General features: G+C 39.0%; 15 protein-coding genes. 2 read left to right on the top strand and 13 right to left on the bottom strand.

The window, feature by feature from the left end; genetic code table 11:
- Window positions 1–182: 182 nt before the first annotated feature.
- From BACINT_RS14050 to BACINT_RS14025, 6 genes are all read right to left on the bottom strand, one after another.
- Complete coding sequence (locus tag BACINT_RS14050) at window positions 183–854, bottom strand: TonB-dependent receptor plug domain-containing protein (protein ID WP_007664225.1); 672 nt, start codon at window positions 852–854, stop codon at window positions 183–185.
- A gap of 91 nt (window positions 855–945) precedes the next feature.
- On the bottom strand, window positions 946–1,914 hold the full coding sequence (locus BACINT_RS14045; RefSeq protein WP_007664224.1) for a hypothetical protein: 969 nt from the start codon (window positions 1,912–1,914) through the stop codon (window positions 946–948).
- 19 nt (window positions 1,915–1,933) lie between these two features.
- Entirely contained in the window at window positions 1,934–2,638 is a 705-nt protein-coding gene (locus BACINT_RS14040; RefSeq protein ID WP_021968236.1) for a hypothetical protein, read from the bottom strand.
- A 26-nt stretch (window positions 2,639–2,664) separates the two neighbouring features.
- Window positions 2,665–4,248 (bottom strand): RagB/SusD family nutrient uptake outer membrane protein, encoded by a 1,584-nt coding sequence (locus tag BACINT_RS14035; RefSeq protein ID WP_007664222.1) that lies wholly within the window; start codon window positions 4,246–4,248, stop codon window positions 2,665–2,667.
- 13 nt (window positions 4,249–4,261) lie between these two features.
- Window positions 4,262–7,411: a SusC/RagA family TonB-linked outer membrane protein gene (locus BACINT_RS14030; RefSeq protein ID WP_007664221.1), complete on the bottom strand. Its 3,150-nt coding sequence runs from the start codon at window positions 7,409–7,411 to the stop codon at window positions 4,262–4,264.
- A 217-nt stretch (window positions 7,412–7,628) separates the two neighbouring features.
- Window positions 7,629–8,861, bottom strand: a complete 1,233-nt coding sequence (locus BACINT_RS14025) for a site-specific integrase (protein ID WP_007664218.1) — start codon at window positions 8,859–8,861, stop codon at window positions 7,629–7,631.
- Between the two features lie 195 nt (window positions 8,862–9,056).
- On the opposite strand from BACINT_RS14025, the gene galB reads away from it, so the two are divergent.
- On the top strand, window positions 9,057–11,678 hold the full coding sequence (gene galB / locus BACINT_RS14020) for a beta-galactosidase GalB (RefSeq protein ID WP_007664216.1): 2,622 nt from the start codon (window positions 9,057–9,059) through the stop codon (window positions 11,676–11,678).
- A gap of 126 nt (window positions 11,679–11,804) precedes the next feature.
- Here galB and BACINT_RS23335 read toward each other — a convergent pair whose 3' ends face one another.
- The 5 genes from BACINT_RS23335 to BACINT_RS14000 all read right to left on the bottom strand — a co-directional run bounded on the left by BACINT_RS23335 (window position 11,805) and on the right by BACINT_RS14000 (window position 16,398).
- Window positions 11,805–12,710, bottom strand: coding sequence for a polysaccharide lyase 6 family protein (locus tag BACINT_RS23335; protein ID WP_262481990.1), 906 nt, complete (start codon window positions 12,708–12,710; stop codon window positions 11,805–11,807).
- A complete protein-coding gene (locus BACINT_RS24725) occupies window positions 12,707–13,204 on the bottom strand; it encodes a chondroitinase-B domain-containing protein (protein WP_007664213.1) in 498 nt (165 codons plus the stop codon). The genes BACINT_RS23335 and BACINT_RS24725 overlap by 4 nt, the downstream gene beginning before the upstream one ends.
- A 144-nt stretch (window positions 13,205–13,348) precedes the next feature.
- Complete coding sequence (locus BACINT_RS14010) at window positions 13,349–14,356, bottom strand: uroporphyrinogen decarboxylase family protein (protein WP_044155270.1); 1,008 nt, start codon at window positions 14,354–14,356, stop codon at window positions 13,349–13,351.
- A 229-nt stretch (window positions 14,357–14,585) separates the two neighbouring features.
- Window positions 14,586–15,065, bottom strand: a complete 480-nt coding sequence (locus tag BACINT_RS14005) for a copper resistance protein NlpE N-terminal domain-containing protein (RefSeq protein WP_007664207.1) — start codon at window positions 15,063–15,065, stop codon at window positions 14,586–14,588.
- A 40-nt stretch (window positions 15,066–15,105) separates the two neighbouring features.
- Window positions 15,106–16,398: a hemolysin family protein gene (locus BACINT_RS14000; RefSeq protein ID WP_007664205.1), complete on the bottom strand. Its 1,293-nt coding sequence runs from the start codon at window positions 16,396–16,398 to the stop codon at window positions 15,106–15,108.
- Between the two features lie 98 nt (window positions 16,399–16,496).
- Here BACINT_RS14000 and BACINT_RS13995 point away from each other — a divergent pair, with 98 nt between their 5' ends.
- Window positions 16,497–17,315 carry an alpha/beta hydrolase gene (locus BACINT_RS13995; protein ID WP_044155269.1) on the top strand — a complete coding sequence of 273 codons (819 nt, stop codon included), beginning with the start codon at window positions 16,497–16,499 and terminating at the stop codon, window positions 17,313–17,315.
- 9 nt (window positions 17,316–17,324) lie between these two features.
- On the opposite strand, the gene BACINT_RS13990 is transcribed toward BACINT_RS13995, so the two are convergent.
- Both BACINT_RS13990 and BACINT_RS13985 read right to left on the bottom strand, forming a co-directional pair.
- Complete coding sequence (locus BACINT_RS13990) at window positions 17,325–18,224, bottom strand: DUF4595 domain-containing protein (protein ID WP_007664201.1); 900 nt, start codon at window positions 18,222–18,224, stop codon at window positions 17,325–17,327.
- Window positions 18,225–18,230: 6 nt separating this feature from the next.
- Window positions 18,231–19,562, bottom strand: a complete 1,332-nt coding sequence (locus tag BACINT_RS13985; RefSeq protein WP_007664199.1) for a S41 family peptidase — start codon at window positions 19,560–19,562, stop codon at window positions 18,231–18,233.
- Between the last annotated feature and the right edge of the window lie 107 nt (window positions 19,563–19,669).

Raw genomic sequence — 19,669 nt, 5'->3', positions numbered from 1 at the left:
ATTCATAATGTGGTTAGACTAACAACACTACAAAGGAAGGAATGAATTTATTAACCTAATATCAGTTGCATCTCAAAAGTTTGCATTTTTATTGCAATAGATAATAATTTCCCAAAAAACAACTTCATTTTATGGGAGAATCAGTTTAAGATGTTTTTCATGACAGAAAAGTTAGTGAAGGATCATTTTATCCGTATGATAATAACACCGTTCGCTCCTTTCATACCGTATTCAGAACCATCTTTTTTAATCTCGACTTCTCGTATGTCTTCTACTGACACTGCATTATTGGCTTCTTCCAATGAATTATATTCGGTTCCGCCTACAATGAAAAGCGGTTCGGTACTGAGAGCAAAAGATGAACTTCCCCGTATTGAGGCCTTCATTTGTCCGTCTGAATAATTAATCTGCAATCCGGCAATATTACCTCGCAGCAAATCTATTAAATTGTTGACGTCTAATTGCTGGATTCTCTCATAAGTAATAATATTACTGTTATAGGTCTGTTCCGGTATTTTCTGATACATGCAGGTTATTGTTTTTTCACTCGTGGCATAGCACAATGAATTCTTCCCCAAATGTATGGTATAAGTTGGAATTCCTGACATAGGCACATAAGCCACCAACTTTCTGTTAGGATAGACCAACAGTGTATCGCCTGTTTTCACATTACCCAGTTCAAATGTACCTTTTGATGAAGTGGAAAGCATTTTCATACGCCCCTTTACCCGCATTTTTACCTTCTTGACCGGTTTACCTTTTTCATTCAGGACAACTCCTGTCACATTATCTTGTGCTATTCCTGCCAATGAAACCAGAATAACTGATAATAAAACTAGAATACGATATTTCATATCTTTATAATATTAGTAAAAAGGAGAGAATATTCAAACACAATATGTATGTCCAATATTCTCTCCTTTTTCGATGAATGAGATTGATTATTTATCTTTCACGAGGTTCGGCTGTACAGATTGTACCGTTATCAAATACAAATAGATTGTCGGCAAAAATAATGACTTTGTTGTCCAATCCGAAACCAGAGCGAGATACATAATACTGCTCCTGCACACTGGCTAATGCACTGCTCTCAAAATATTTCTTGCCATCATAGTAAACTATGAATTTCTTATTTGCATCGATTGATACTGCAATTGTTTTGAAAGCGTCCTTTTTAAATTTAAAGTTTGCCGTATCCGTACCTTCATCTATTGTAATATCTGTCGTCTCTCCTGTTGTCACATTGGTTGTGGTATAAGTTGCTTTCCATGCTCCTGTTTTGGGGTAGGTTGTAAAGCATGCCTTAGTTACATAAAACGTGGCATTATTGATACGGGCAAATTCAATACGGATCTCTGCAAAATTATTATCTGAAGGACAAGCATTTACTGCATAGTCCACTTGTGTGGAGAAAGGAACAGATACATTATTCCAGCTACGGGCAAAACGGCCGTCGGCTTTAGTGGAAGTCAGTTTAACTGCACCATTCGTTCCCTTATTAGCGTCAAATGCTACTGTCATAGATGCATTAGACCAGCCTTCATTATAATAAGGAGTTTCAAAGTTAGAATAAAACAGCTCGTCCAGTACAGTCATTTTAGAACGACGGGTTTCTTTCTTACCCCCACATTTCACCGTACACCAGATTTCATAAGTTCCGGCTTCATTCGGAGCTTTCCATACATTCTCAAATAGTCCTTGAGGATTTGTCATGCTTCCACCATCGCATCCCCATTCATAACTAACATCTGTATCATCACTGAGTTCGGCAGAAACAAACACTTTCACCACATCATTACGGCAAAACTTTGTGCCGAAAGTGTTCAATGAAACAATATTTACGCTGTCATCGTCTGAACAGGAAGTGAAGATCACACATATTAATATAGCGATATTGAATACTAGTTTTTTCATACGTTTCTATATTATTAATTTATTCTTGACCCAAAAAATATCTCGATGGGCGAGGTTGCCACCAGTCAGATACATGGATATAACCATCACGTGCATGAATGTTAGTAGTGCGGCAACTACCGGAAGATGCAGCCAGCAACCCTCTGAAGTTCCATTCAAAATTATTCAACTGAAGCGGTAGGTTACGGTCATGTCCGGCTTTGACACACATTACTGCAGTATCTCCTTGAAGCGTCTGCCCATCTTTGCTGTAGGAAAAGCTACCTTCTCCATAAGTCCCGATCCAGCGGTCCGAAGAATCTATATTAAAATATGACCATTCTCCTCTTACAATATGATAAGTTAGCAGTTCTTTTACCACTTTTTTGTCATATTGCTCCCAGGCAGTAGCAGCTGCGGCTTCCGTAGCTCCTGGAAGCATCACCGGATTTTTCTTCCAAAAACAGTTATCCCCGCTGCTAAGAGCACTATTGGTCAGTAATATATGCGTATTTCCTGCTTCTTTGTACAGATCTTCGATTCCGGCATATTGAATACCTTCAATTAAAGAACTGAATATATCAGGACGGCTCTGGATAAATTCCCAGATTGTCATATTTACCTTATTATCCGCTTTTTTTGCTTCATATTCCTCGTTACTTTGAAAATCAAGATCAAACAAGGTGCATGAACTCAGTGAAATGCAAAATAAGGCAAGGCTTATAAAATATCTAAAGATTTTCATATTCATTATTGTTTAAGACATTATTGTTATTCTTCATAAGGCTTGTTCTGTTGTCCTCTCATAGATGGGTTCTTACGGAATACATCCTGATTCAGAGGCCACAAAATTCTGCCGTAACCGCCAATCTGATTAGCTTCTTTCTCAGCACCAATAACAAAACCTTCCGGAATTCTCTGATCACCCAAGTCTTCATTCTGCAAATATGGATCTAAGTATTCTTTTACCATATCATTGCGTACCAAATCAAACCAACGTTTACCTTCTGCCCAAAGCTCAATGGTACGTTCATCAATAATCAACTTAATCAGATCTTTTTCGGTTGGGTAATCCTCTAAAACTGCAGTACTTTCCCAGCCTGCACGTTCACGTATTTGATTGACGATATTAATCGCGCCTTGATAATCTTTATGTGTACCTAATACTAAAGCTTCAGCTTTTAGCAACAATATATCTGCTAAGCGATAAATTGGCATATGGGTAGAACATGATCCGTTAGCAACATAGGAATATCCAGGCCTGCCATCATTAGCAGTCGCTCCGTATTCTGTGAATTTCGGGCATTTAATCTGGAAATTAGCGGCATTACCATAATCACCGTTCATTGCTTTCTCATACGATTCGTCTATCATCTCGTCAGGAGTAATGAAATAGCTGATAGCAAATGTATCCATAATCATAGTGACGCGGGTATCTTCTCTCTTACGGGATACCAACTCCTTATAATATGCCTTTGTCGGATGATATCGGATTGTGTTTGAACCTGACGCAAGTTCCTGAGCATATCCAAAGCCGTTGCTATCTTCTTCATAGTTCCAGAAAAGATTGAATATCATCTCTTTAGAGCTTGATGGATTTAAAAACATGCTGGAATAGGTAGATGCCGGTTCAAGACTGTATTTATAGTTTGTCAGCAAGTCATTAGCTGCTACAAGCGCTTTGTCATATTCCTTATACCACATCAATACATCTACACGCAATGCCATAATAGCTCCACGATTTAAATAGTATTTACTGGCACTGGACATATCTGTAGAAGCGCCAATATATTCTAATGCTTTCTCTATATCTTCCAGAATAAAAGCTTTTAATTCTTCTACAGAAGTTCTTCCATAATATCGTTCCTGAGAAGAGACATCTTCCATAGGTTCAGTGATTTTAGGTACACCGCCCCATACACGTATAGCATAAAAATACATCAATGCACGCATTGCATAAGCTTGACCTAAATATGGAGCAGATACAGAACTACCTATAGGACTAGTGGGAATATGCTTAATAGCTGCATTGGCACGATAAATTGTTTTATAAAGATCACTCCAACTGGAAGATCCCGACTGAGAATTTAAACCGTTGTATAGTAAATTGCGGTCGTAAGCCGTACCACGTTCTGCATACACACCGGAACGAAGTTCGCCCCAATAGAACCAGTTTGTACGTAAGGTAGATTGCAGACCGTCATACATACCTGCATTCCAGGTTTTCAAATCCTGTTCTGAAGTCCAGAAAGTTTCGCCCGATAGCGAACTTTCGGGTTGTCTGTCTAAGAAGTTCTCACAAGAAGCGAACAATAGACTGACACCGGCGATCAGTAAATATTTTAATCTTTTCATAAGTTTTTACAAGTTAAAAGTTAACATTTAGTCCGAAACCAATTTCTCTTGCGGTAGGATATCGTCCGTTATCAATACCCGGACGAAGCACATTACTGTTGGAAATACTTGACGGATCAAATCCTTTGTATTTTGTCCAGGTCAGAAGGTTGTTTCCATATACGTACAATTGAAGATCGGAGATGTGGAACCGCTTAGTAAAATTACGGTCAACCCTATAAGCTAAACGAGCATTTGTTAGACGAATATAGTCGCCATCTTCCAGAAAGAAAGAAGAAAGTTCACGCGCGTTGTTTACACCAGTTGTTGCTTTGGCACTACTATAAACTTCTGTTATTTGTCCTTGATATTTCCACAAACGATAACAGTCTCTTGCTAATGGAGTCATGTTCGATGATGAATTCTGTAACAGGTCACGGCGTTGTTTATTATAAATCTTGTTACCGAAACTTCCATAAAACGAGAAGGATAATGAAAAATTCTTATAATTCAAATAGTTAGTCCATCCCATATACCATGTAGGCATACCATTACCCAAGATACGTCTGTCCGAGTCACCTATTACACCATCATGATCCAAATCATCCCAGATTATATCACCACCTTTGCTCACTGAACCTGCGGTAGTCATTTGACCTACATCACCTGTATATTTCTGCCCTCCTTTTGTCTCATAATGTGAGAAAATGGGTTTACCGTTAGAACCATAAATATAGTTATTATAGTTATTCGGATCTCTTTGGTACACAGGAATCAAACGATCACCAAACGAACCGTCGCTATTCTTGATATATGCATTTGCTTCATCTGTGGCATAAATGCCCAAAGCTTTTTGTCCAAACCATTGTCCCAAAGGCGAACCTTCTTCAATCAAGTATTTACCGTCTTCCACAAAGCTTTTGCCTTCCGATAGCTTTAATACTTTATTTTTGTTTTTAGTATAGGTAAGAGTGGTCTGCCATGAAAAATCGCGAAGCTGAATAGGAGTTGCATTTATTGTCAGCTCAATACCTTTATTCTCAATATTACCCATATTGACGCGCATACTACTAACACCTAATTCTGAAGGGATTACTTCATCGGCCAACAAGTCTTTTGTTTTCTTGATATAATATTCCGCTACTAAAGAAACTCGTCCGTCAAGTAATGTCACATCCAAACCAATATTAGTTTGTTCTGTTGATTCCCAACTCAAATCAAGGTTGGCCAACTTATCCGTTTGGGTAACTCCGATGACACCATTATAATATGAACCAATATTATATTGGTTAATTGATTCATAGTTACCTACACGTTCATTACCATTGGTACCCCAGCTAAGTCTGAATTTAGCATCAGTCAACACAGGTTTTGCCCAATCAAAGAAGAATTCATCAGATGCACGCCATGCAATAGATGCAGATGGGAATAGCCCCCAACGGTTACCAACAAAACGTGAAGAACCATCATAACGGAGATTTGACGTAAATATATATTTTCCTTTATAACTATAGTTTACGCGTCCGAAGAAAGATGCCATAGCATGACTTTCATATGTAGTCTTAGTTTTTGTCAAATCTTTCACCTGCTGAGCGTTAGAAGTAAGAATCGACTCTGATACATAATCACTACCTTCTAAGTGGAATGTTTCATCACGCCAATCCTCGACACTGGTACCGAACATAGCACCTACTGAATGATCTTTGAAATCTCTGGCAAAGTTAATGTAAGTTTCCGCAGATAATTTGCGAGGGATTTTTGCATCATTAGAACCGGAACTGATACCTGAAGAAACCAAATCTCCACGGATCAGCTGGTCATTACGGTTGACTTTCAATTCACCCTGTACATTGGCAGACCAGATCAAGCCTTTCATAAGCTGGAATTCCGCTCCTTGATACAAAGAAACTGAATAAGAAACACTTTTATTAACACGTTCATAGGCATCAGCTATCGGATTGAACTGCCCACCATTATTATATACATAAGATCCATCAGGGAAGTAAAGCGCCATTTGTGGCGGACGACGTAATGCCTGATTAATTACACCACCGGTATTAATGTTATTCTTATCCGTATAAGCCACATTAAAGCGGCTCATTAATTTGAAACGATCCGATACTGCGAAATCAACATTAGTTCTGGAAGTTATACGATTCAAATAACTATTTAGTACAATACCTTGTTCGTTCAAATAACCAATACTTGTATAATAACTCATTTTATTCTTTGCACCGCTGATATTAATATCAACTTGGTTAGAATGAGCCATACGAGTAATCAAATCCTGATAGTCGTTATCAGCCATGAAGTTAGGATGCAAAGAGTCATTACTGGTTTTCCATAAAGAAGTTCCTGCATTACCGGCTCTTTCTTTCAAATAACGTTCAAATGCATTTGCCTGATCAATCTTATGTCCTAACTTCTTCATTGAGTGGTTGTACTTCACCGAAATTCTGGCAGGAGCACCTTCTTTACCACGTTTAGTACTGATGATAATTACACCAGCAGCCGAACGTGAACCATAAATAGCGGCTGAAGCAGCATCTTTCAAAATTTCCATGCTTTCAATGTCGGCAGGATTGATAGTAGAAATATTATCTACTGCCACACCGTCTACAATATATAACGGAGTAACACCTGATCCCATAGTAGAAGCACCACGAATCAGCATAGTACCTGTATCCCCAGGAGCACCTGAGTTATTGGAAATCTGCAGACCGGACACTTCCCCCTGTAATGCTTGAAAGATATCAGTCGGTTGGCGTTCTTCAATCGTCTTGGCATTTACAGTGGAGATAGCACCTGTCAAATCTCTCTTCTTTACTGTACCGTAACCTATGACTACAACTTCATCCAATGCCTGAGCGTCTTCCGTCAGTACTATATTCATTTTAGTACCCATCGCTACCTGTGTTGCATCCTTATAGCCAATATAGCTAAATTTCAATGTAGCACCTTTGTTACATTGAATAGAAAAGTTACCATCAATATCAGTAATTGTCCCATTATTACCTTTCATAACGGAAACCGTTACTCCAATTAGAGGTTCCCCATTTTGATCGACAACCGTACCAGTTGTTGTTATTTCCTGAGCATATAGATTAAGACTCATAGAAAATGCAAACAGAACGAGGAAAAACCGCCATAACAGCGATTTCGATTTGTGTTCTTTCTTTTTCATTAAACTACTTTTTAAAATTAGACTTAAATTAACAAGGGATTTCACCTGGAATTCTTTTTGAGTTGTTCATAATAGATTGTTTTTACATAATATCAATACATCATTTTTAACTCTGTCTACGAAAAGCAGTTATCTTTCTGATTTTATGAAAAGAAAGAAATTGAAATGGCTTTTGTCCGTCACTACGGAACATGCTATTTACATATATATATTTGTTTTATAGATCGAACCTTGTTAAGAGTATTGAATTCTTTTTCCTTTCTTCAACATCAAAACTTGCGAGATAGTTTTCTGTAATGGCTAAATTGGAATGTCCAAGACTTTCGGATATATAGGAAATATTGACGCCACTGCGTTTTAACACTGTTGCGAAGGAGTGACGTGCTGCATAGGTCGTGACGCGTGGAATGCCTGTCTTATGCGAAATCTTGTAAAGTATCTGATTACATTCGGTGACCACTTCTCTTACCAGTTTTACTCTTTCAAAAGGATTCTCTTTTCCGGTAGCAAAAGGAAAGATATAAGTTTCGGGTGACGTGGGTGGATTGCCCCACTTCTCTATTATCTTTTGCATTTCGGGCGTGATGACTGCATGGATAATCTTACTGTGTTTGGTATTTCGGGCTGTTTTTGCACGTATGAAGCAGATTTCACCATTGATGATATTGGAGTATTGCAGATATAATAAATCACGAAAATTAATACCATTACATAAATAAGAAAAAAACCACAGATCACGATAAAATTCAGTCTTTGGGGTTCCATCATTATAAGTAATAATTTTCTTGATTTCTTTCAGGGTTAATGCTAATTTGCGTCCACATCCGGTGGGTACTTCATATTTCCCTTTTCCGAAAGGATACTGACTTTCCTTAATGATACCGTCTTTACGTGCTATATTAAGAATGCATTTTAAGTTTCTGAAATAGAATCCCATACTGGAGTAACTGATTCCTGATGCGGATAAGTGATGCTCAAAACGGTTTAACCAGTTGATGGTAATTTCATGAAAAGAAATGTGTTTTCCTGCAAACTGTTCTATTTTGTTTAGTGATCCTTTATAAGACAGATAAGTATTGGCTTGTCCATTTTCCTTTAAATCCTCCAACTTTTTATGAAATAAGGCATTGACTGAAAAATCAGAGTATCTGCCTAAGCGTGCATTTAGGATGTCAAAATGAAATTCACCTTGAAAAGATAGAAATTCGACTTGCTGCCTGATTAAAGAAAAACTATTTTCGATGTTACGCCGTATTTCTGATAAGTGGCGACTTTTGGTGTATGGTAATACTTCCCAGTCTCTAATAGAAACTTCTTGTCCGGTGGAGTAATATTTCTGTTTTCTGTTGTGGATAACTTGTACTTTTACGGGGAATAATCCATTCATCTTTTGTTTTCTTTTATCTAATACTGTGAGTACGGAAACTCCATCCTTAGAATATTTGTACATGGCTTTTTAAATTTGTTGGTTATTAACTATGAATTGATATTGTTTTTAGTAACATGCAATTTGCATACAAAGTTGATAAATAAGACCCACATTAAAAGACATTTGAGACAGTATTAACAGAAACATAGATAATATTGATAACCGTCTATTTTTCTATTCCTTACTTTTGTTGGGTTAACAATTTAACAGAATAATATGAAAAACAGATTTCTTATTTTATTGAGTTTTATACTCATTGTGGGGCAAGATGTTGTTTGTGCAAATACTTCAATGGTGCGTGAGCGCATAAACATTAATCGTGATTGGCGTTATCAGATAGATGATCCGGATAGGACAGGTGCTGCATTACATTACTCTCAACTAAAGCCTTATTTATTACCTTGTGCCAATGACTTTATTATATTCGGGAAGAGGTATCAGAGACCGGAAGGCAATCCAAGAGAAAATATAGGCTATGTAAAATCTGACTTTGATGATAGTGAATGGCGACATCTGAATTTACCCCATGATTGGGCTATTGAAGGGCCTTTCAATATTGACTATAACGGTTCGACTGGAAAATTACCTTATTGGGGGATACGCTGGTATCGTAAAACGCTGGAATTATCGCAGGATGATGCCGGGAAACAAATTTATCTTGATATTGATGGGGCGATGTCATACGCTTCTGTGTGGTGTAACGGGCAATATGTGGGTGGATGGCCTTATGGCTATGCTTCTTTTCGTCTTGATCTGACACCTTATATAAAGGCAGGACAAAAGAATGTGCTGGCTATTCGATTGGATAATCCGGACGATACTTCACGTTGGTATCCGGGTAGTGGCATTTATCGGAATGTATGGTTAGTGAAAACGTCTCCTGTCCACGTGGAACAATGGGGAACTTTTGTACGAAACCAGCAGGTTGATTCAGAAATTGCTGTTATGGAAATGGGAGTGAATATTGAGAATCATGCAGGAAAAGATGTTCAGGTAAAGTTGCAGACAAGTGTATATCTGCAAGGGAAAGATGGACGTCCTGTGGGGGAAGAAGTGACTCAAAGTATGACTAAGGATATTGCGATTAAAAAAGATAGCTGGTCGAGTGTACGCTTTCAATTTAAAGTAGATAAACCGAAGTTGTGGGATATTGATACTCCGAATTGCTATGTAGCGGTCAGCCGGGTGTTCATGGATGGAAAGGAAATGGATAGTTATGAAACTTCTTTTGGAATTCGTACAATTGAATTTAACCATGACCAAGGTTTCATGCTGAATGGACAAAAGGTAGCTATTAAAGGTGTGTGTATGCATCATGATTTGGGTGCTTTGGGCGCTGCTTTTAATGAAGTGGCTGCCGAAAGGCAGTTACGTATCATGAAAGAGATGGGTGCAAATGCCATTCGTACTTCACATAACCCACCGGCACCGGAGTTGGTTGCTCTCTGTGACCGTATGGGACTAATGATGCAGCTTGAATTAGCTGATACCTGGCAAAAGGGGAAACGCAAGAATGATTATAATCTTCTTTTTGATGATTGGAGTGAAGCAGATATGCGTTCGTTGGTACGTCATTATCGTAATCATCCTTCTGTAATTATGTGGAGCATAGGTAATGAAATGCCTGATCAGACGACTGATCAGGGAGTCATAATTGCTCGTAACCTGACAGCTTACTATCATGATGAAGACCCCACACGGCCTACTTCTTTAGGGTGTAATAAGCGGGACGCCGTTTTCCGGGATATTGTGAATCAGGTGGATATATTCGGTTTGAACTATTTCCATAAAACTTATCCGATTTTCAAAGAGCAGAATCCTACTCGCTGTTATCATGCCAGTGAAACTTCGTCTGCAACGAGTTCTCGTGGGGAATATTTCTTCCCGGTAACTACTGACGTTAATGATAGTCGTTCCGGTTTCCAACTTTCATCATATGATATGACAACTATAGGATGGGGATGTGCTCCTGAGGTTCAATTTAAAATGAATGAAGAATATCCGTTCATGAGTGGTGAGTTTGTGTGGACCGGATTCGATTATTTGGGTGAGCCTACCCCTTATAATAAAGACCTGACCAATTTGTTAAACTTCAGTGATCCGAATGAATTAGAAAAGGCTCGAAAGGAATTGGAAGAGTTAGGCAAAATTAAGACACCTTCTCGCAGTTCTTATTTTGGTATTGTCGATTTATGTGGTTTTCCGAAGGATCGTTATTACAACTATAAGAGCTATTGGCGTCCTGATGTGCCCACTGTGCATATATTGCCTCATTGGAACTGGGAAGAGCGGATTGGTGAAATAACTCCCGTTCATATTTATACTTCGGGAGATGCTGTTGAACTGTTTTTGAATGGTAAGTCACTGGGACGTAGAGAGAAATCTCATTCGTATGACCGTTTGACCTGGGATGATGTACGTTATGAACCGGGAAGTTTGAAAGCCATAGCTTATAAAAACGGTCAAAAATGGGCGGAAGAGCTTGTAGAGACCACTGGAAAACCAGCCGCTTTACAGGTAACGGCAGAGAAAACAGAGCTTAAAAGTGATGGTACTGATTTATCATTTATTCGTGTAGCTGTTGTGGACTCTCAAGGTCGTGTTGTGCCTCGTTCTAAGAATCATTTGAAGTTTTCTGTAACAGGGCCTGCTGAGATTATAGCTACGGATAATGGAGATGCAACAAGCTTATTACCATTCCAATTATCAGAAAGAGATGCTTATAACGGTTTGGCATTAGTCATTTTGCGTAGCCAGTATATGAAACAGGGAAAAGTACTGCTTACAGTAGAATCTAAGGGGCTTCCGAAACAAAAGATTGCATTAAAGGTAGAATGATGTTATGAGTATAAATTGGAGAAATACGATATGAGACGGAGAGGACTTTCTTAGTACACCTGCCTGTCGGATAGTAAAAGAGGATTCTATCCAGACATCAGGTGAAATTACATTGGTGATGGACTACTAATTCATTAATTCTGTAAGAGTCTTCATTTCACTTAGCTCAACGTTGTGCCAAGAGGTTCCGCAATCCATGGGGGAAACAGCTTGGTGCCGTTGAGCTTTTATTTGCTCAATGTTGAATGTAGTAAATTGGAATCCTTTTATATTGGGTGATTCATTATTTTTGAACTGACAGAAGTTATTGATAAATGTAATGCCGGGAAATATAGTAGGATTACTGATTTTGATATTGGGAACAGTATTCGGAGAATAAATTCGGTTATGAGCAAAACGTACATTCCGTGGTTCCTTATCTCCTCGTCCATCTCCAAAGTTCAGTTCGGTACAATCAACAAAAGTATTAAAAGCAATGTCAATATCTGCTGCCCGATGATACGATTTAAGTTTTTCGTCCTCATAATCTTCGGATGTATTGGGGCGTTCATATACTCCCATGCGTAATATGAAGGCGGCACCGGAGCCTTTGCCTGTTACACTTTCCACATAATTATTGCTGACAGTATGTCCTTGATTGATGATGCGGATGCCCAAAGTAGCAGGCAGATGATTGCCAATGATTACGTTGGAATCTATAATATTGTTGTGACCGTGACGACATACTAATCCGCCACGCGATTCGTAAAACAAGTTACGGCGTACGATGTTGAAACCGGATTTTACTGAAATGATCTCATTTTCTCCGTCACAATGATAGAATATATTTTCTTCGATGATACTGTAGGAAGGCAGTTGCGATGACCAAGAGTTACCTACGCGTATGATTTCCGCACCATTGCCCCCGAAGGGTTTCCGATAACCAAATACATTATGATCTATCTGGTGGTGATTGTGATCTCCACCGTCTTCTACTGTAATTTGTATAACCAATCCACGGGCACGTTTATTGGCAAAATAACAGTGGTCTATACGATTATTGTTTCCATGTAGCCCAATCCAGTTTTCAGTTCCTCCCCCGGTTTTTCTCCTTTGGCAGGGTCATTGCAATCATCAATGGCACATCGGGTAATCCGGCAATGAGTGGCTGGGTGTTCTTTATCCAGTTGAAATTCTATCATCTCAAAATCAGATGCCCAAGCTTTATGAAAGTAGAGTCCCTCCAATTGTAGATAACTGCCTGACATACGTATTTCTGTTGTTCCAGATATGATAGCCTTTCCGGTATTCGCTGCTTTCAGTATAATTGGATAATCTGTTGTTCCATTTCCTGTAAAACTAACCTTACCAAGATGGGAATAGGTTCCATCTTGTAGAAGCAAGGTATCACCAGGTTGTAAAGATCCGTCAGACATCTTGACCTTTAAACTATCAATATCGGTTGGTGTGAAGGTGTGTGTCACCGCCAAAACCGGACAAACGAGTATTACTGCAATAATAGTGGATGCAAATGATTTCTTATTCATGATATTTATATAATTTAGAGAATACAAAAGAATAAAAAGCGGGTGTCTCACAACAACCGCTTTTCGATCAACAATCTACCTAAAATAACCTATAAAATATAATACCTATTTACCAACTAACTATGAATTTAAAAAGCCTATGATTTATTCTATATTACAAGTATGATGTGATGTTTTAATAGCAGTTCTGATGTTATCCATTGGTGTTTGAGGCAAGATTGTACAATCTGCCCCTAAAATAAATCGTTTCCCTTTCAAAGTTTTCTTTAGTTCATATATTTCTTTTGCTATTTCATCAGAACTTCCTTTTAATATAGCGCCTTTACGATATAATCCTCCCATTGCCGGGCGCTTAAATAATTGTTCGCATGCTTGTAGACTGAAAGGCTGGTCGGCTACTTCACAGGGTGCATTAATTATTTGGCCCGGATATGACACGAAACGGGTTAAATCGTCATATTTGCCTTCGTAGTCACAGATATGGAGTATATTAAACTGAGTTTGGGTATTACATTCCTGCATGACTCTTATGTCATATGGTTTAACGAAGGTCTCAAAGAATCCGGGAACTTCATAAAATTTAATTTCTCCCCCTTGTGTAGGTGTGTAAAATCCATCTACACCAATCTTTTTACATGCTTTTACATATCCGATAAGTGCTTTAGTAAAATATTCGAGTGCTTTTTTCACTCGTTCCGGTTCTGTTTTAGCATATGCTATCACAGTTTTATCTCCTACGCTTTGTATCAGCATCTGAAGTGGAGAATAAACAGTGGGTAGTATCATCGCATTAGCGCCGGCAATATCATAAATGTATTTTATAATTTCTAATGTTGGAGTAAAGAAATCTGAGGGAAGTGGTTTAATTAGTTCCCAATCTTCTGGTTTCTCAATCCGAATACGTCCATACCCTTGTTCGAATTGGATTTTTACAAAATCCATACCAGTGGAAAGAAAATAACGTAAATGTGCATCTATAGCTTTTTCTCCGGTGCGTGCATCTTTTCCGAAATGCATGAAAAATGCTGCTGGTACATACGATTCGTCCAATGTACCTGATAGAAATTGCTGCATTACTTCCCGCTTATTGGTGGGAATTTGTGCCTGAACTAATGTCGTGAAGCAAAATAATATAAATAGTACTCTTTTCATGGGATTCTGTATTTCATTGAATTCGATAGAACAAAGGTACGCATTAAGGTAATGCATGACTTAAAATATTGTTCCAATAATTATATATATTGTTTCAACCGGTATGTTTTGATGTGAGAAATATGATTTATTGTTTTGTTAGTTTGAAATTCCGGTGTGATATCTAAAAGGAAATAAAAAAGAGGAGCCAACTCTTGTTTAGCTCCTCTCACATGAAATGTTTTGCTGATTATTTTTTCACTTGAATAATATCGTAGTTTAGGTCGCTGACAGCTTCTTGCAGACTATCGTTAACCAAACGTAAAGTGGTATCGTTCACTACTACAAAGTATACGGGAGCGTCACCATCATTCGGTGTCAGTTTGTAGGCTGTCTTTTGTTTGTTGTCTACTGTTTTCTTGATGACTTGCTTCTTGCCTTTGGAAGTAAAGCTCTTATTCTTTCCTTGACCTTCCGCATCCAGATAAGTCGTAACCAAAGTATAACCACTTTCTCCGTCAGGACCTACACTGTCCACGCTCAATACGTATTGGATACCCGGACCGTCGGCAGCGGGAAGAAGACCTTCGTATACGGCTACGGCAGAAGAATCATTCCCGGCAACTGTCAACACTCCTTCATCTACGGTGGAATCATTGTTCTGGGTTCCTTTTGATTGGCAGGATACCAATGCAGCTGCGATGGCTGCAATCATCATTACTTTTTTCATTGCTTTAATGGTTTAAGTTAATATATAATACAAATTCACACTATTCTTCCTCTTCTTTTTTGATAACGAGTAGTTTATCCACTCGTCCACGATCCATGTCCACAACTTCAAACTGTAGGTTCTTGTAGCTGAACAAGTCTCCTGCTTTAGGTACCCGCCCGATGAGGAACATGGCGAGACCGCTTAGTGTGGTAAAATCCTCCACCTTCAGATCATCATAACTCAGGATGCCCATCTCTTCCATAAAATCATCTATATTCATAGAAGCTTCTACGAGCATCGAGCCATCTTGCCGGATGACAATATCTTCTTCTTCCATTTCGTTTTCTTCAAGAATGTCTCCGAAGATGCTTTCTGTCAGGTCGTGCAAGGTGATAATGCCGGCTGTATTACCATACTCGTCTACAACAACTCCGAACTTATTTTTGTTCTTCTTAAATAGCTCTAAAACTTTCTTGGCATATAAACTTTCCGGAATAAACAGGGGAGGGCGGGCAATACCACGTAAATCGAAAGGGTGATCATTACCTAACATCAGAATAATATCCTTGACGGACACTACTCCGATAATATCATCTTTTCCTTTCTCTACCAACAAATATTTGCTGAAATGTTGTTCGCGGATAATGTGTAGTACCTCATCACGTGTGTATGTGGGATATAGTACGACAAGATCGCGGCGGTAAGTCATCAATTCATTGGCACGCTTATCTGAGAAGCGGAATACATCCCGTAACATTTCTGTTTCCTCCTTATCGATAACACCCTGTTCTGAACTTTGATGCAGAATCATTTTCAATTCTTCCTGTGTCATGGGACGTTCTTCTCCATTGTTCAATCCGATTAGTTTATTCACTATTTGGGTTGAGAAACTGAGCAGGCAGACGAACGGATAAGATACTTTGGTCAGTAAAATCATGACCGGACTCAGTAGAGTTGCATATCGCTCAGGATTACTCAGTGCTATGGATTTGGGCACCAATTCACCAATGATGAGTGAGAGGTACGTAATGATTGCCACTGTTGTAATCATGGCAAGGTCTTTTGCATAGGGGGCGGCCCCAGGAATGGAGGCGAATAATGGTGCTACATTGTCGGCAATGGCTACACCACCGAAAGCACCGGATACAATACCGATGAGCGTGATGCCGATTTGGATGGTAGAAAGAAATTTCTCGGGTTCTTCTAACTGTTTCAATACTCCTTTGGCTCTTTTGTTTCCCTTTCCTGCAAGGGTTTCGAGTCGTGCTTTGCTGGATGACACCAATGCTATTTCATACATGGCAAAGATGCCGTTCAGTACTAATAAAAATAGAATAATAATAAATTCCATATAGGTTGTGAATAGTTTATATTGCAAAATTACTAATTTTTTGAATTTTATTACTAATATTGCTGCCTATTTATAGAGATTATTAAAGAATGAAAGACATGAAAAGAAAACAAATTTTATTCAGTATTCTATTACTGTTTTCGGTTGTTGCAACACAGGCTGCACGAGTAGATACTATTATGGTAAAAAGTCCTTCCATGAATAAGGAAGTACAGGTAGTGTATGTGCTTCCTGATAAAGCATTGGGAGAGAAAGCTGAGGCTTGCCCGGTCGTTTATCTGTTGCATGGTTATGGTGGGAATGCACGTACCTGGATAGGTATTAAGCCGGAGTTACCTAAGATTGCAGATGAAAAAGGAATCATTTTTGTATGTCCTGATGGTAAAAACAGTTGGTACTGGGATAGTCCTAAGAATCCGGCTTACCGCTATGAAACTTTTGTAGCTTCAGAACTGGTGAATTATACAGATAAAAACTATTCCACAATTCCGGAGAAAAAAGGAAGGGCCATTACCGGATTGAGCATGGGTGGTCATGGTGCTTTGTGGCTTGCAATCCGTCATAAAGATGTATTTGGTGCCGGAGGAAGTACCAGTGGTGGAGTGGATATCCGCCCATTCCCGAAGAATTGGGAGATGAGCAAACAACTCGGTGAATACGAGGCCGACAGCGCTTTATGGGACCAGCACACTGTCATTACCCAGATTGATAAGATTACAGATGGTGATTTGGCATTAATTATCGATTGTGGCGAAAAAGATTTCTTTCTGGAAGTAAATAAAGCATTGCATAAAGCTTTATTGGAAAAGAATATTAGTCATGACTTTATTACTCGTCCTGGTGCACATAACGGGCAATACTGGAATAACTCTATCGATTACCAAATTCTTTTCTTTGATAAATTCTTCAGGAAATAATATTTCAATTTATTCGATTGTGTACTTTATGGTACGCTCGTAGTTGTCTCCGTAACTCTTGGTCACCTCATCACAGGAAGTAACGATACCTCGTCCGTCGAATTTATATTTATAAGCCGTGGTTTCGTTACTTTCACTGTTATCTTCGGGTCTGAGGTTAGTAATCAGAGTATTGTATGCATCTCCCAAGAACTTCCCGTAAATGGCTACCGAGTGGAATGAAAGGGGATATAGATCTGTCAAGAATAGATACGGAATCTCTGACGTGTTGGCAATTTCATTATCAGCAGGTGTGCTGGCTATATACGTTTGCTCATAAACATCAATCTGCTGGGTGATGCGTAATGCTCTATAATTGTTATAATCAATATTGATTGTGGAATAAATTCGATCTCCATTCAGTGTTTCTGTTATGTTCTTAAGAAAATATTTTCCGGCTGTATTGGTGAGATAACTGAATGTGTAAGAGCGTACTTTCCCATCCATTTCCTGACGTACACAACTTACGGCATATCCTTTATCATTCAGTGTATATGTAGATACATTGTTGATTTCATCTGTAACTATTACTTTGTGATCTTCATAAACAACATCGGTAATGTTCTCTATTTCAAAGGATTCTCCTCCGGCTGCAAACTTCTGTAGAGATGTAAAGCTTGCTATCCGACCAGCTTCATAGTCATAAGTTTGAGTGAGAGTAACCGGCTGTGCGTCTCCTGTCTTAATCTCCGATAATTTTATTTGTGAGAAATTAGTTACAGGATATCCAAGGGCATTTGGTATTGCTAATTCGTCACTACAGACAAAGATATTTACGGATTCTAAATTTTCCGGTTGTTCGTTATCACTATCATTACAAGCCGTCAATCCTCCTATGAATAGCAATGCTATGAGAATATTTTTCTTCATTCTGGTTTATTTAACGATAAGACCGTTGCGGAAGGTGCGTTTTACTTTCACACTTTTCACCGCCTTCATTTGGGTTTCGGGCTCCGGTTCCGGAAGTACGATGCTGCCGTCGATAATTCCTAATGCTGCACTCAACATTTCTTCATTAGGATTACCTAAGGGCAGTACTTTTGCAAAGTCTTGTAGGGAATTGACTGCATAGTCTGCAGTAAAGCCAGTGGAATAATCAGCCTTGCCTTCGGAATTGAATACCTCGCATACAACGGGGCGAAGAATCCACTGGAACTTATCACTGGAGAAACTGGCTGTTGCTACGTTTTCTCCCTTAGTTGTGGCACCCACAAGTACTACGGTCATATAAGGCTTCAGGCAGTTGATCAGCATTTCTGCGGCGCCTGCAGTAGTACTGCTTGTCAGGATATATACTTTCGATAGATTTAAATTGTTACCTCCTTGCAAAAGCTGGTTGTCGAAAGTGAGTTCCCGGTCTTTGGACATCTGCTTTTGGCTGTATTCCAGTGAAGCGAGGGTACTGCCTAATTTATCTGCAGGTGCTAATATCGTTGCCAGAAGTTGTACACAATCCATTGCTCCACCGGCATTGTAGCGTAAGTCGAGAACGAACTCTTTCACATTGTTCTCTTTATAGTATTGGGAGAGTCGAAGCAATTCACTATTATCTTCTGCACTGAAACTATTGTATGCCAGATAACCTACACCACCGGTGAGAACATCATAGGCGGGTATCGTAACGTCTTCCACGGGGCGGGAAGCGGGTAGGTTGGCTTCACCATAGGAAGTAATGACACCTTCTGTTTCCCCTGCTTCATTTTCCTGTGTACTATATTCTCCCATTAATAACTTCCGGCTTTCACCTTCTTTCAATAATTCTTCAGTTTTCTTGGTGATAAAGTCATCGTTGACTTTCATAATCCACTCACCCCGTTTTAAACCAACTTCGGCGGCAGGAGAACCGGGTATTACATAAGTAATCAGCGCATTAAAAGCAGTGTCATTACCAACTATACTATACAGCGTATAGTCGAAACCATAACTTGGCAATGGGGTAGCATACAGCGTATCTACGCTGGAGTATCCTTTATCGAGTGGGGATATTATTTTCTTCAAAAAAGCATCTGGTTCAAGGAAGTAGTTCAGGTCCTTTGTGTTGGGGATGTCTTCAAACCACAGATATTCTTCTCTCATGACGCTGTCTATCCATAGATCACGCCCGGTCCATTTGTAATATTCCGGCCAACGGTCTACTCCACAAGAGAATAAACTTGTCATTGCGAGGACTCCCAATAGTAGGAAAAGCTGTATATTCCTTCTTCTCATCTGTATCTATCGTTTGGTTTTCGTTGCAAATTTAGCGAATAGTTTGTTTATCTACCATAAATGTGGTATAAAATTCCCTATCTTATGTCATTGCCCATATCAGGACA

Source organism: Bacteroides intestinalis DSM 17393 (genome assembly GCF_000172175.1).
Lineage (GTDB): Bacteria > Bacteroidota > Bacteroidia > Bacteroidales > Bacteroidaceae > Bacteroides > Bacteroides intestinalis.
Note: the sequence above shows the minus strand (reverse complement) of the source record. Positions and strands in the feature narration are given on the sequence as shown.